Genomic DNA, 13,585 nt, shown 5'->3' with positions numbered 1-13,585 from the left:
CCGAGTCCCGACGGCGACGCGCTTCAGAGGCCGCCGGTCGGCAGGACGGTCCGGCGGCTCCGGGCCATGTCGCTTCACGGCTGCGCTCCGCGGCGGCGCTGCCACGGGGCGTGTGCGTAGCGGGACAGTAGCGAAGCCGGTTCGCTGAGCGGAAGTCTCCGTCCAGAATCCGGGCAGTGCGGCATCCGGCCTGCCAGGATTCGTCCCCATACGCACACGCAGCAGGTACACACACGCAGCAGCTTTTACCTCATGCGGGTGGCCCACTCCTGCACCTTGGCGATCCGCTGCCGCAGCTGCCCCGCCGTGGCCTCCGCGCTGGGCGGTCCCCCGCACACCCGGCGCAGCTCGGTGTGGATGACACCGTGCGGCTTGCCGCTCTGGTGGACGTAGGCGCTCACCAGGGTGTTGAGCCGCTTGCGCAGCTCCATCATCTCCTTGTGGCTGACCACCGGCCGGCGTTCGGCGGGCAGTTCCAGCAGGTCGGCCTCGGTGTCCGGCTTCTTGCGGCTGTGCGCGATCTGCCGGGCCTGCCGCTTCTGCAGCAGCAGTTGCACCTGGTCGGGCTCCAGGAGGCCGGGGATGCCGAGGTAGTCCTGCTCCTCCTCGCTGCCCGGGTGGGCCTGCATGCCGAACTCGGCGCCGTCGTAGAGGACCCGGTCGAAGACGGCCTCGGACTCCAGCGCCTCGAAGGAGAACTGCTCCTGCTCGCCGGTGTCCTCGTCCTGCTGCTTGTTCGCCTCCTCCATCTCCTTCTCGGATTCGGCGTACGGGTCCTCCTCGCCCTCCTTCTTCGGCTTGTCGAGGGCGTGGTCGCGTTCCTTCTCCATCTCGTTGGCGAAGGTCAGCAGGTCGGGCACGGTCGGCAGGAACACGGACGCGGTCTCGCCGCGCCGCCGGGACCGCACGAAGCGGCCGACGGCCTGCGCGAAGAACAGGGGTGTGGAGATGGTGGTGGCGTACACGCCCACCGCCAGCCGGGGCACGTCGACGCCCTCGGACACCATGCGCACCGCGACCATCCACCGGTCGTCGCCGCCGCTGAAGTCGTCGATCCGTTTCGAGGCGCCGGCGTCGTCGGACAGCACGAGGGTCGCCTTCGTCCCGGTGATCTCCCGGATGAGCTTGGCGTAGGCGCGGGCGGACTCCTGGTCGGAGGCGATGACCAGGGCTCCGGCGTCCGGGATGCCCTTCCTGACCTCGGTCAGCCGCTGGTCGGCGGCGCGCAGCACGCTGGGCATCCACTCGCCGCGCGGGTCGAGGGCGGTGCGCCAGGCCTGGCTGACGGCGTCCTTGGTCATCGGCTCGCCGAGCCGGGCGGCGATCTCGTCGCCGGCCTTGGTGCGCCAGCGCATGTTGCCGCTGTAGGAGAGGAAGATGACGGGCCGGACGACGTGGTCGGCGAGGGCGTTGCCGTAGCCGTAGGTGTAGTCGGCGGCGGAGCGCCGGATGCCGTCCTGTCCCTCCTCGTACGTGACGAAGGGGATCGGGTTGGTGTCGGACCTGAACGGCGTACCGGTCAGCGCCAGCCGCCGGGTCGCGGGCTCGAACGCCTCCAGACACGCCTCGCCCCAGGACTTGGAGTCACCGGCGTGGTGGATCTCGTCGAGGATCACGAGGGTCTTGCGCTGCTCGACCCGGTTGCGGTGCAGCATCGGGCGGACGCCGACGCCCGCGTAGGTGACGGCGACGCCGTCGTAGTCCTTGCCGAGCGGGCCCGCGCTGTACTCGGGGTCGAGCTTGATGCCTATCCGGGCCGCGGCCTCGGCCCACTGCTTCTTCAGGTGCTCGGTCGGCGCGACCACGGTCACCTGCTGCACGACGTGGTGGTGCAGCAGCCAGGAGGCCAGGGTCAGCGCGAAGGTCGTCTTGCCGGCGCCGGGCGTGGCGACGGCGAGGAAGTCGCGCGGCTGCTCCTGGATGTACTTCTGCATCGCCCCCTGCTGCCAGGCACGCAGCTTGCCGGCGGTGCCCCAGGGAGCCCGGCCGGGGAAGGCCGGCGAGAGGTGGTGGGAGTGCGTGGAGGAAGCGGTCATGGATGCGGGCCCGGCGGGCCCTCCGTTGGGGGCGGCGGCGGGTGACGGGCGGGCGGTGGTAGTCACGGTCTCCGTGGATCAAGGGGTAGGACGGCTCGGCTACGTCTGACAACCGGGCCACCCTACCGGCGCCCCGGCGGCGCCGACGCGCGAACGAAGCCGCGTCGCCCCCGGGTGGGACTCACGTCACAGTCGGCGTGCGAGACCCGGTAAGAACGCCGCGGCCCCCCGTCTCAGTCGGAGGTCCGCAGCCGCCGCGTCACCCACGCCCCGGCCAGCGCCACCGCCGCCATCGGCAGGAAGACGGCGGCGAAGGCGGCCGGGTGCGAGCCGCCGGACGCGGTGGTGGACGTGGTGGCCGCCGCACCGCCGCCCAGGGCCGCGAAGGCCGCGCCGGTCGCCGCGAGCAGGACGACGTTGGAGAGGGCGTCGGAGATCTGGAGCGCGGCCGAGTTGGCGCCGGCCTGGCTGGGCGCGGAGAGCTTGAGCAGCAGCACACTGGTCGAGGAGATCACCAGGCCCATGCCGAAGCAGCCGAAGCCCCAGGCGACGGCGACGGTCCAGACCGGCACGGAGTGCAGCAGCACGCTCGGCGCGGTGACGATCGCGGCGGCGACCAGCACCATGCCCCCGGTCATCAGCCGCTCCCGGTACGGCTCCACCCGCGGCCGGGACTGCACCCACGAGCCCAGCGCCCAGGTGAGCCCGCCGGCCGCCAGCGAGAACCCGGCCAGCGTCGGCGACAGCCCCCGCTGGGTGACCAGCATCAGCGGCACGAAGGACTCGGCGGCGATGAAGGACCCGGCGGACACCCCGCGCAGCAGCACGACGGAGGGCAGGCCGCGGGTGGCGCGGTAGGTGCCGCGCGGAAGCAGCCCGAGTACGGCGGGCACGAGCAGGGCGGCGCCGGCGAGCCCGGGGACCAGCGAGAGCCACCGCAGGTCCTGGGCGGCGTACTGCAGGAGCCCCGCGCCGAGGGAGATGGCGAGGGCCAGCCGGATGCGGCGGCGGTCGAAGGAGGCGGCGCCGTCGGCGCCGTCCACCGGGCCCGCGGCCTTGCGGTGTATCTGCGGCAGCGCGAGCGCCAGCGGGAGGACGACCAGGACGGGGATGCCGAGGAAGACCCACCGCCAGCCGAGGTGCTCGGTCACGGCGCCCGAGGCGAGCGGGCCGACGATGGAGGGCACCACCCACCCGGCGGCGAAGGCCGCCATGATCGCGGGGCGCAGCCGCTCGGGGTAGGCGCGCCCGACGACGACGTACAGCGCCACGATGACCAGCCCGCCGCCGAGGCCCTGCACGGCCCGCCCGAGGATGAACACCCACATGGCCCCGGCGGTCCCGGCGACGACGAGCCCGGCGGCGAAGGCGGCGATCCCCGTGGTCAGCGCGCCCAGCGGACCGCTGCGGTCGGACCACTGACCGGCGAAGACCATCCCGAACAGGCTGGTGGTGAAGTAGCCGGAGAACGCGAACGCGTACAGCGCCAGACCGTCCAGCTCGCGCGCCGCCACGGGCATCGCGGTGCCGACGGCGGTCGCCTCGAAGGCGATGAGCAGCACGACGGAGACGATGCCGACGCTGAGCGCCCGGTAGTCCCGACTCAGCACTCCAGCGCCGTCCTTCTCGACGGCATCACTCACAACCACGGTGTCACGGGACTCGAGGGCACTCATGGTCGTCAGAGTAAGGCTCATGGTCGCGTTTGACCCCTGTCGGTGGTCCCGCCTCCGGTCCGACCTTGGTCGTAGACCCCGCTCCCCCGCTTCGTGAACGGCGTATGGCAGTCCCGTTGCGGGGGCGCGGTTCTCCTTGAGCGGGCCGCCGGCCCCGCCGTACGGTCGGTGCACCGAGTTCGGCCCGCCGTGAGGGCGACCGACAGGACCGTGTGCCCGAGTGGTTCAGGGAGTCGCCTGCAAAGCGACTTACGCGGGTTCGATTCCCGCCACGGTCTCCAGTGAGGGCCGGCCGGCCAGGTGCCGGCGGCTGGAGCACACCGGCTAGAGCACGCCGCCCGCCTCGTCGCGGAACAGTTCGGTCCAGTGGTGCCGGCCGGTGTCCGGCAGGGTGGCCGCGGGGTCCACCGCGGTCAGGGTGTGGATCATGGCCGTGGCCAGGTGGTCGTAGGCCCGGGTGGTCAGCTCGTTCGACAGGTGCTCGTCGATGGTGCGCTCGTGGTGCAGCAGCCACAGCGTGAAGGCCAGGGTGGAGACGTCGGTGTTCAGGGGGTGGAGCGTGGCCTCGGGCTCGCTGAAGGCGAGCACCGCGCCCGTTCTGCCGTCGACGACCAGGCTGTTGTCCTCGATCAGGTGGCCCAGGCGGATCAGGTGGCCCGCGTGGGCGGGGAGCACGTCCAGGGGGTAGTCGTCGCAGCGCTCGCCGGTGAAGTACTCGGTGAGCGTCGGCAGCGGGACGTCGGTGTCCGCGCGGAAGACGACCGCCTCCTCGGGCAGGCCCGTCTCGCGCAGGAAGCGGCGGGTCGGCTCGTGGGTGAGCGTGCCGGGGAAGTCGACCTCCTCGAAGCGGGCCACGCGGCCGTGGCCGAACTCCTGCTCCAGCAGGCGGGCCGGGACGTCCAGGGTGAGGCCGGACGTGGTGCCCGGTCCCGCGACGAGGGCCAGCGGGCGGATCAGGGCCGCCGCCTTCCAGTAGGGCGGGATCCGGCCGTCCGTGCCCTCGGCGAACAGCGCGAGCAGACGGCGCGAGGCCTCGGTCACCGTCCTCGGGCCGTACTTGCCCGCCAGGGACGCGAAACGGCCGCGCAGCCCCGCCAGTTCCTCGGTGACGGCGGCGAAGCGCAGCAGGGTGGCCAGCGAGGGCGCGAAGGGGCGCGGGGCGGACGGGCCGGTGAGGTGGGCCGTCGTCAGCTCGCCGGTGCCGCCGTCGAGCAGGATCGACTCGCGCCGGGCGCCGGCCGGGTTCAGCAGTTCGCCGATCACCAGGCGGTCGCGCAGCTCCTCCGCCAGGCGGAAGGGGCCTTCGGTGGCGTCGGCGAGGGTGCGCAGGCCGTGCGCCCGCAGCGGGGAGAAGGTCAGCAGGGCGGTGTCCGCGGGCAGTCCGGGTCCCGTGAGCAGGCCGCGGGTCGGCGCGTGGGTGACGTGACGGCCCAGTTCCGCCTCGGTCAGTGTGATCGCCGGGATCCCGGCGTCGGTCGTGCTCATCGCTCCCCCGCGATCGTCCCCGTGCGTGCCTGTGTGCGTGCGTCGTCGTGCGCGGCGCCCGGGCAGGTGCCCCCGACTGCTCCGCACACTACGCGGCACCACTGACAACGGCTCTCACCTGGTAGGACGCCGGACGGACCGGATGCGTTGCCCGCCGGGCCCGGGCACGGCCGCCGCCGTGCCCGGGGGTGTGGTCACTGGGACGTGACCACGGCCGCCTGCGGGCGGATGGGCAGGCGGTTGACCGGGCGGCCGGTCGCCGCGCGCACGGCGGAGGCGATGGCCGCCGGGGACGTCACCACCGGGACCGCGCTGACCGGCTTCGCGCCGAAGGGCGCGACCACGTCCCGTTCCTCGACCAGCTTCACGATCCGGATGTCCGGCGCGTCCAGGGCGGTCGGCAGGGCGTACCCGGTCAGGTCGGGGTGGCGGATCAGGCCGCGCGGGGTGCGCAGGTTCTCGGTGAGCGCGATGCCCACGCCCTGGGTGACGCCCGCCTCGATGCGGGCGGCGAGCTGGGCGGGGTTGAGGACGCGGCCGACGTCCTGGGCGACCGCGAGCTCCACCACCCGGACCGAGCCGATCTCGATGTCGACGTCCACCACCGCGCGGATCGCGCAGAAGGCGAGGCCGACGAAGGCGTCGCCCTGGCCGGCGGCGTCCAGCGGCTCGGTGGGGTGCGGGCGGCACTGGGCGGTGGCCCACAGTTCCTTGCCGTCCAGGGCCTCGGTGACCGTGGTCGACAGCACCCCGTCGTAGGAGGTGATCTTGCCGTCGGTGATCTGCAGCAGCTCGGTCGACATGCCGAACTTGTGCGCCAGCGGCTGCAGGAGCTGGGTGCGGACCATCTTGGCCGCGCGCTCCACCGCCCCGCCCGACACCCAGGTGTGGCGGCCGCGGCAGCCCGCGCCGGCCGGGGGCTGGTCGGTGTCCACGGGCGCCACGTGCACCTCGTCGACGCCGAGCGTCTCCTGGACGATCTGGCGGGCGAGGGTGGTGAAGCCCTGGCCCGTCTCCACCGCGGCGCAGAGCACGGTCGCCACGCCGTCGTGCACCTTCACGGTCGCCGTGGAGACCTCGTCGGCGCCCTCGGCGCCGAGCATGTGCACCATGCCCAGGCCGTAGCCGACGCCCCGGCGCACCGCGCCCGGCTCGCCCGCGCCCTCGGGGCCGCCGGGCAGCAGCCACTCCTCCTCGGGGGTGTCCTTGGGCAGCTCGGGCAGCGGGAAGTCGCGGACCGCCTGCAGGAGTTCGGCCACCGGGGCCGGGCAGGTCACGGTCTGGCCGATGGGCAGGACGTCGCCGGTCGCGAGCGCGTTGCGCAGCCGCAGCTCGGCCGGGTCGAGGCCGAGCCTCTTCGCCAGCTTGTCCATCTGCGCCTCGTAGGCGGCGCACACCTGCATCGCGCCCTCGCCGCGCACATGGCCGGAGGGCGGGTTGTTGGTGCGCACCGCCCAGCCCTCGATGAAGGCGTTCGGGACGACGTACGGGCCGCACGCGAAGGAGACGGCGGCGGCGAGGGCCTCGGCGGAGGTGTCCGCGTAGGCGCCCGCGTCGAGCAGGATCTGCGCCTCGACCTTGACGAGCCGGCCCTCGGCGTCCGCGTGGTGGCGGTAGCGCAGCAGGGTCGGGTGGCGGTGGGCGTGGCCGAGGAAGGACTCCTCGCGGGTGGCGGTGAGCTTCACCGGGCAGCCGGTCTTCAGGGCGAGCAGGCCGAGCGGGAGCTGGAAGCCCTGGTCCTCGCGGTCGGCGGTGGCGCCGGGCACCCCGGTGACGACGATCTTCACCCGGTCCGGGGTCAGTCCGTAGCAGGCCGCGGCCGTGTTGCGGTCGGCGTGCGGGTCGGTGGAGGCGAGGTACAGCTCCACCCCGCCGTCGGGCCGCGGCACCGCGAGGCCGGCCTCGGCGCCGATGGGGGCCGGGTCCTGACGGCCGATCCGGTACTGGCCCTCGACGACGATCTCGCCGGCCGCCTCCGGGTCGCCGTGGTGCAGCGGGATGTGCCGGATCAGGTTGCCGTCGGGGTGCAGCGGCTCGGCCTCGAAGGCGTGCTCGGGATCGGTGACCGGGTCGAGCACCTCGTACTCGACGATGACGGCCGCCGCGGCCATCCGCGCGGTGTCGGGGTGGTCGGCGGCGACGGCGGCGATGGGCTCGCCGTGGTGCCGTACGACCTCGGAGGCGAACACCGGGCGGTCCGGCGTCCCCCGGCCGTGCCGGGGGGTGCCGGGGATGTCCTCGTGGGTGACGACGGCGCGGACGCCGGGCATCTCGCGCGCGTGGGTGGTGTCGATGGAGACGATGCGCGCGTGCGCGTGCGGGGAGCGCAGCACGGCCGCCCACAGCAGCCCCTCGGCCCACAGGTCGGCCGCGTAGGGGAAGGTGCCCTCGGTCTTGGCGCGGGCGTCGGCGTGCGGCAGCGAGGCGCCGAGGCCGTGCGGCGGCGACTCGGGGTCGGCGGCGGGGGGCGCCGCGGTGGTGGTCGCGGTGGCGGCTTCGTTGCTCACGCCTGGCCTCCGTCCTGGCCGTACTGCTGGTCGTGCGGTCCCGGTGCGCCGAAGGTGCCGGGGCGGTCGAAGAGCCCCGGTGACTCGAAGGCCGCCGGGTTGACGCCGCCGGCGCCCGGACCCGCCTGGTGCGGGATGCGCGCGGCGTCGGGGTCCGCGCCCTCGTCGCCCGCGGCGTGCGCCTCGCGCTCGGCGACGACCTCCTGGACGGCGTCCAGGACGCCCCGGTAGCCGGAGCAGCGGCACAGGTTGCCGCACAGGGCCTGGCGGGTCTCCAGCTCGGTCGGCGCCGGGTTGCCCTCGAGGAGGTCGTGCAGGGTCATCGCCATGCCGGGCACGCAGAAGCCGCACTGCACGGCCCCGCACCGGGCGAGCGCCCGCTGCACGTCGGAGGGCTGCCCGTCGGCGGCCAGGCCCTCCACGGTCCGTACCTCGCTGCCGGCCGCGGTGACGGCCGGGACCAGGCAGGAGGCCACCAGACGGCCGTCGACCTGCACGTTGCAGGCGCCGCACTCGCCCTGCGAGCAGCCGTCCTTGGCCCCGGCGAGGCCGAGCCGCTCGCGCAGGACGTACAGCAGGGACTCGCCGATCCAGGCGTCGGTGACGGGCCGGTCGGCGCCGTTGACCCGCAGGACGTAGGAGGCGAGGGGGTGGTCGTCGTGCGGCGGGAGGGCGGCGGGGTCGTCGCCGGGCGCGGCGTCCTGGTCCGGGGCCTCGGCGGCCGCCGCGTCCGCGGGCGCCTCGTCCTGCGGCGCGGTCGCGGCGGTCGCGGTGCCGGTCTCCTCGTGCCCGCCGGACTCCTCCGCCCCGTCGGGCAGGTCCGCCGGGGCGGCCGGCACGCCGGCCGGGTCCGCGGGGGCCGCCGGGTCCGCGGCGGCCGGCGGCGCGGCCGTGTCCGCCGCTTCCGGGGCCTCGGGGTCCGCTTGGTGACCGGCGGGCCCGTCGTGCCCTTCCGGGCCGCCGGCAGGGCCCTCAGGGGCCCGCGCGGCCGGCGCCGGGTCGTAGGGCGGCGCGAACTCCGGTGCCGTGGAGGCGTCGTCGGAGCGGGGCGCGTATTCCGCCTCCGGGGCCGCGTCGGCCTGGTGGGGCGCGAACTCTGTTCCCGGGGCCGCGTCGGCCGGGTGAGGCGCGAACTCCGGGGCCGGGGAGGCGTCTTCCGGGCGGGGCGGGAACTCCGTTCCCGGGGCCGCGTCGGCCGGGTGCGGCGCGAACTCCGGCTGCGGGGCGGCGCCGGCCGGGCGGGACGCGTAGTCCGTCTCCGGGGAGGCGTCGTCGGAGCGGGGCGCGTAGTCCGTCTCCGGGGCCGCGTCAGCCTGGTGGGGCGCGGCGCCGGGGTCCGGCTCGCCCCACGGCTGTCCGGCGGCCTCCGTGGCCCAGGGCGCGGGCGCGCCGCCGGGGAGGGTGGCCGGCGGGGTGCCGCCCCACTGCTCGACCAGCGAGGACGTGGTGAACTCGCCCGACTCGTCGGGGAGATCGCCGCCGGCGACCGGGATGGACCACTGCCCGGTGACGTCGTGACCGGGGGCGGGCGGCGCCGCGGGCTCCTCGAAGGTCCACTGCTGGGTCGCCGCGGGCCGGTAGGTGAACCGGTCGTCCGGGCCCGGCTCCCGGTGCACCGCGTTCGGGTCGGGCCACCGGCCGCCGCCGTCGGGCGCGGGCCACGCGCCCGCGGAACCGTCCGGGGGCGCCGCCGTTATCCGCGGCGGGACGTAGCCGTGGCCGGGCGCGGCCAGGGGGCTGTCGCCGGACAGCAGGGCGTCGATGCCGCCCTCCGGGAGCTTGACGAAGGCGGTGGCGCCGTCGTCGTAGTCGCCCTGGGGCAGCGGGTCCCAGCGGCCGCCGCTCTGCGGGGCGCCCTCTCCGTGCTGGTCGTCGGTCACGACAGCGCCCTCCCCAGTGCTCGTCGGGCCAGCGCGGCGACGGTGCGCCGCAGGTGCAGTACGGCGGGCGGCAGCGGGACAACGGTGCCGTCCGGCTCGGGGACAGGGTCCGGGATGCAGGCCGCTGCGACGTACTCGCCGAAGGCGCTCAGCGCCTCCGGCACAAGCGCGCGGTCGTTGTCCCAGTCGATGAGCTGGGCGACCCACTGCTCGGCGTCCAGGGGGCGCAGCGGCATCGGCGCTATGGCGCCGACGGCGCAGCGCACCCCGCGCCGGGCCGGGTCGAGCACCACCGCCACCGAGGCCGCCGCCCGGCCGGGACCGGTGCGCCCGGTCGCCTTCAGGAAGACCTGCGGGGCGTGCAGCAGCGGCACGCGCACGTAGCCAATGAGTTCGCCGCCGCGCAGCATCTCCACGCCGGCCAGCAGATGCGAGACCGGGATCTCGCGGCGGGCCCGGTCCGGGCCCGCGATGATCAGCGTCGCCTCCAGGGCGGCCAGCACCGGCAGCGCGTCGCCGGTGGGGGCGGCCGAGGCGATGTTGCCGCCCAGGGTGCCCGCGTTGCGGATGTGCGGCGGTCCGGCGGCGCGCGCGGCGGCGGCGAGCGCCGGGATCAGGGCCGCGAAGTCGGGGCGGCCCATGCGCGCGTGCGTGAGTCCCGCGCCGAGCAGCGCGTGTCCGTCCTGGTACTGCCAGCCGCGGATCTCGCTGATCCGTCCGAGGCCCACCAGGGCGGCGGGCCTGAGCTGGCCGGAGTTGACGGCGGCCATGAGGTCGGTGCCGCCCGCCACGGGGACGGCGGCCGGCATGGCGGTCAGGGCCGCCACGGCCTCGTCCAGTGTCGTGGGCAGCGTGACGGCCTGCCCCGCCTGCGGTGCGTGCGTGGTCAAACCGGCTGCCCCTTCCCGCTGCCCCACCTGGTCCCACCTGTGTGGCCGTACGGTACGTGCTCACAGGGCGGACGTGGCAACTCTGGCACATCTTCGCGAGTGCCGGACGCGGGGGTCCGCTAGGAGGCATTCGCCCACCTCACCGGGGACTTGTTCCGTTTTCGAACGACATCGGCGGTGCGCGCCCATTGCCACTCTTCGGTGACTGCGCCGCGTTTTCCGTCATTCGTTCTACGCGCACCAGTTCCGCCGGGCAGGGGCGGGCGGCAGGCACCGGCCAGGGCCCTAGCGGTTCGGGGGCGGCCCGTCGATCGGGCGGCCGGGGACGCCGGGGCGCCGCTGCCACGGCCGGGGCCCGGTGGGCGGCCGGTAGCCGACGCCGAGGGCGTCAAGTCGCCGGTAGTGGGCGGCCATACGGCGTTCGAAGTCCGCGAAGTCCCGGTCCGCCGGCGCGGGCAGCCGGCTCCAGGCGACCTCGGCGAGGGCGGCGAGCCTGGGGAAGGCCTGGTAGTCCACGCGCGCGCTGTCCTCCATCACCTCGGTCCACAGGTTGGCCTGCGTGCCCAGCACGTGCCGGGCCTCCTCGCCGGTGAGTTCGGCCGGAACCGGCTCGAACCGGTAGACGTCCTCCAGGGTGCGCACGAAGCCGATCGGCACCGGTTCGTCGTCCCCGGGAGCCTGCCGGTGGTCCAGGTAGACGTACTGCTCGGGGCACATGACGACGTCGTGCCCGGCCCGCGCGGCGGCGACCCCGCCGCCGTAGCCGCGCCAGGAGGACACCGCCGCGCCCGGCGCGAGTCCGCCCTCCAGGATCTCGTCCCAGCCGATGAGGCGGCGCCCGCGCTCGGCGAGCCAGGTGCCGAAGTGGCCGATGAACCAGGCCTGCAGCTCGTCCTCGTCGGCGAGCCCGAGGTCCGCGATCCGCGCCTTCGCGGCCGGTGACAGGCGCCACTGGTCCTTGCGGCACTCGTCGCCGCCGACGTGCACGAACTCGGAGGGGAACAGTTCCAGTACCTCCTCGAACACCCCTTCGTAGAACCGGAGGGTGGCGTCGCCGGGTGACAGCACGTTGGCGGAGATGCCCCAGTCGTCCCAGACGGTGAGGGCGGAGGTGTCCACCACGTCGGCGTTGCCGAGTTCCGGGTACGCGGCGATGGCGGCCTGCGAGTGGCCCGGTACGTCGATCTCCGGGACCACGGTGATGTGCCGTTCGGCGGCGTAGGCGACGATCTCCCGGATGTCGTCCCGGGTGTAGTGACCGCCGTGCGGCTTCTCCTCCCACAGCGGTGAGGCGCGGTGGCCGAATCTCGTCCGCGCCCGCCAGGAGGCGACCTCGGTCAGCCGCGGATACCGCTCGATCTCGATCCGCCAGCCCTGATCGTCCGTCAGGTGGAAGTGGAAGACGTTGAGTTTGTGCGCGGCCATCAGGTCCAGGTACCGCAGCACGCCCTCCTTGGGCATGAAGTGCCGGGCGACGTCCAGCATGAGGCCGCGCCAGCCGAACCGCGGGGCGTCCTCGACGGTGAGCCGGGGCAGTTCCCAGTCCCGGCCGGGGCGCAGCGGCGCGCGGCGGAACGCGTCGGGTCCGAGCAGTTGCCGGAAGGTCTGCGCGCCCCAGAAGACGCCCGCGGCGCTGCCGCCCTGGATGCGGGCCGGGCGGCCGTCGGTGACCAGGCGGTAGCCCTCGGGGGGCAGGTCCGCCTCGATGCTCAGCACCAGGCGGTCCTCCCGGCCGTCCGCCTCCGGCAGCGGCAGGCCGGTCGCCGCGCCGACGGTGGCCCGCAGCCACCGGGCGACGCCCTCCGTGCCGGGCCGCGCCTCCAGCGCCGTGCCGGCGCCGATCCTCGTGCGCCCGGCGGTGTCCGCCGAGCAGTGCGCCGGAGCCGGTACCAGGTCCGCCATGTCAGTCACATCGGTCCTCGACGAAGGGATGCGTTCCCGCCGGGCACGGCGTCGCGGCACGACGCCTGCTTCGCGGTTGTGCGACACCGAGGAGGCTATGGCCGCGCGAGCGCGCCGACAAGAGGTCTGGACCAGTTGGCGGCCGAAAAGCACAAAAGCCCCCGGATCCGCGCCGGTGGCGCGTCCCCGGGGGCCCGGAAGCCTTCAGGCGGTCGGCGGGCGGGCGCCTACTTGTCGCCGCCCTTGTCGTCGCCGCCGCTGCCCATGGACTCGTAGATCTCCTTGCACATGGGGCACACGGGGTACTTCTTCGGGTCGCGGCCCGGTACCCACACCTTGCCGCACAGCGCCACGACGGGGGTGCCGTCGAGGGCGCTCGCCATGATCTTGTCCTTCTGGACGTAGTGGGCGAAGCGCTCGTGGTCGCCGTCGCCGTGGGACACCTGTGGCGTCGGCTCTACGAGGGTCCCCGTACCAGTCCCGCGCTCGGGCTCGAGAGTGCTCATATCGCAAGGGTACTGAAGGCAGGGGGGATCAGTTGAGCGAAGGGTCGTCGGGATACGTGGCGACCATCGCCAGCTCGTTGCGCTGGCGGCGCAGCACCTCGCGCCAGAGGGTCTCCGGCGCCGGGCAGGACACGTCACCCGGCTCGGACTCCACGACGTACCAGGCGCCCTCCACCAGTTCGTCCTCGAGCTGTCCGGGGCCCCAGCCGGCGTAACCGGCGAAGATCCGCAGGGAGCCGACGGCCGGGGCGAGCAGCTCCGGCGGGGCCTCCAGGTCGACGAGTCCGATCGCGCCGTGCACCCGGCGCCAGCCGAGCGGGGCGCTGTCCCCGTTCGAGCCGCCCGGGATGACCGCGACGCCGAGTGCCGAGTCCAGCGAGACCGGACCGCCCTGGAAGACCACCTGGGGCTCGCCCGCCAGATCGGCCCAGCCCTCCAGGATGTCGCCGACGTCCACCGGGGTGGGGCGGTTGAGGACGACACCGAGGGAGCCCTCCTCGTCGTGGTCGAGAAGGAGCACGACCGCACGGTCGAAGTTCGGGTCCGCCAGGGCGGGGGTTGCCACGAGCAGCCGCCCTGTGAGCGAGGACACCTCGGTCATGCCAGACATGATCCCGCATCTTCCCCCGCCGTGGGGAGCCAATCGGCGTGCGCGGGTGAACGCAGCTCAGGAGCGGTCGGGGCGCGCCCGCGCCGGTGACCC

The 13,585-nt window shown here is 74.6% G+C and carries 9 protein-coding genes and 1 tRNA gene; 1 reads left to right on the top strand and 9 read right to left on the bottom strand.

Features of this window, described 5'->3' with window-relative positions; translation table 11 throughout:
- Nucleotides 1–245 precede the first annotated feature (245 nt).
- Together TNCT1_RS30225 and TNCT1_RS30220 are read right to left on the bottom strand one after the other, a co-directional pair.
- Nucleotides 246–2,036 carry a DEAD/DEAH box helicase gene (locus TNCT1_RS30225; RefSeq protein WP_143638413.1) on the bottom strand — a complete coding sequence of 597 codons (1,791 nt, stop codon included), beginning with the start codon at nucleotides 2,034–2,036 and terminating at the stop codon, nucleotides 246–248.
- A gap of 233 nt (nucleotides 2,037–2,269) precedes the next feature.
- Nucleotides 2,270–3,712 (bottom strand): MFS transporter, encoded by a 1,443-nt coding sequence (locus tag TNCT1_RS30220; RefSeq protein WP_143638411.1) that lies wholly within the window; start codon nucleotides 3,710–3,712, stop codon nucleotides 2,270–2,272.
- Between the two features lie 206 nt (nucleotides 3,713–3,918).
- Between TNCT1_RS30220 and TNCT1_RS30215 the strand changes: the two genes are divergently transcribed.
- A tRNA-Cys gene (locus tag TNCT1_RS30215) sits at nucleotides 3,919–3,993 on the top strand.
- A 43-nt stretch (nucleotides 3,994–4,036) separates the two neighbouring features.
- Here TNCT1_RS30215 and TNCT1_RS30210 read toward each other — a convergent pair.
- The 7 genes from TNCT1_RS30210 to TNCT1_RS30180 form a co-directional block, all read right to left on the bottom strand.
- Complete coding sequence (locus TNCT1_RS30210; RefSeq protein ID WP_143638409.1) at nucleotides 4,037–5,197, bottom strand: SUKH-4 family immunity protein; 1,161 nt, start codon at nucleotides 5,195–5,197, stop codon at nucleotides 4,037–4,039.
- A 194-nt stretch (nucleotides 5,198–5,391) separates the two neighbouring features.
- Nucleotides 5,392–7,704 (bottom strand): xanthine dehydrogenase family protein molybdopterin-binding subunit, encoded by a 2,313-nt coding sequence (locus TNCT1_RS30205; protein WP_143638407.1) that lies wholly within the window; start codon nucleotides 7,702–7,704, stop codon nucleotides 5,392–5,394.
- Nucleotides 7,701–9,584 carry a 2Fe-2S iron-sulfur cluster-binding protein gene (locus tag TNCT1_RS30200; protein ID WP_143638405.1) on the bottom strand — a complete coding sequence of 628 codons (1,884 nt, stop codon included), beginning with the start codon at nucleotides 9,582–9,584 and terminating at the stop codon, nucleotides 7,701–7,703. Before TNCT1_RS30200 ends, TNCT1_RS30205 begins: the two co-directional genes overlap by 4 nt.
- On the bottom strand, nucleotides 9,581–10,474 hold the full coding sequence (locus TNCT1_RS30195; protein WP_143638403.1) for a xanthine dehydrogenase family protein subunit M: 894 nt from the start codon (nucleotides 10,472–10,474) through the stop codon (nucleotides 9,581–9,583). Before TNCT1_RS30195 ends, TNCT1_RS30200 begins: the two co-directional genes overlap by 4 nt.
- Before the next feature lie 285 nt (nucleotides 10,475–10,759).
- Nucleotides 10,760–12,376 carry a beta-N-acetylhexosaminidase gene (locus TNCT1_RS30190; protein WP_143638401.1) on the bottom strand — a complete coding sequence of 539 codons (1,617 nt, stop codon included), beginning with the start codon at nucleotides 12,374–12,376 and terminating at the stop codon, nucleotides 10,760–10,762.
- A 227-nt stretch (nucleotides 12,377–12,603) separates the two neighbouring features.
- Nucleotides 12,604–12,882, bottom strand: coding sequence for a DUF3039 domain-containing protein (locus TNCT1_RS30185; protein ID WP_143638399.1), 279 nt, complete (start codon nucleotides 12,880–12,882; stop codon nucleotides 12,604–12,606).
- Between the two features lie 28 nt (nucleotides 12,883–12,910).
- Nucleotides 12,911–13,483, bottom strand: a complete 573-nt coding sequence (locus TNCT1_RS30180) for a YqgE/AlgH family protein (RefSeq protein ID WP_174266504.1) — start codon at nucleotides 13,481–13,483, stop codon at nucleotides 12,911–12,913.
- Nucleotides 13,484–13,585 lie beyond the last annotated feature (102 nt).

Origin of the sequence: Streptomyces sp. 1-11 (assembly GCF_007176755.1) — a bacterium.
Taxonomy (GTDB): domain Bacteria; phylum Actinomycetota; class Actinomycetes; order Streptomycetales; family Streptomycetaceae; genus Streptomyces.
The sequence above is the reverse complement of the archived record's forward strand: the minus strand, read 5'-3'. Positions and strand labels throughout refer to the sequence as shown.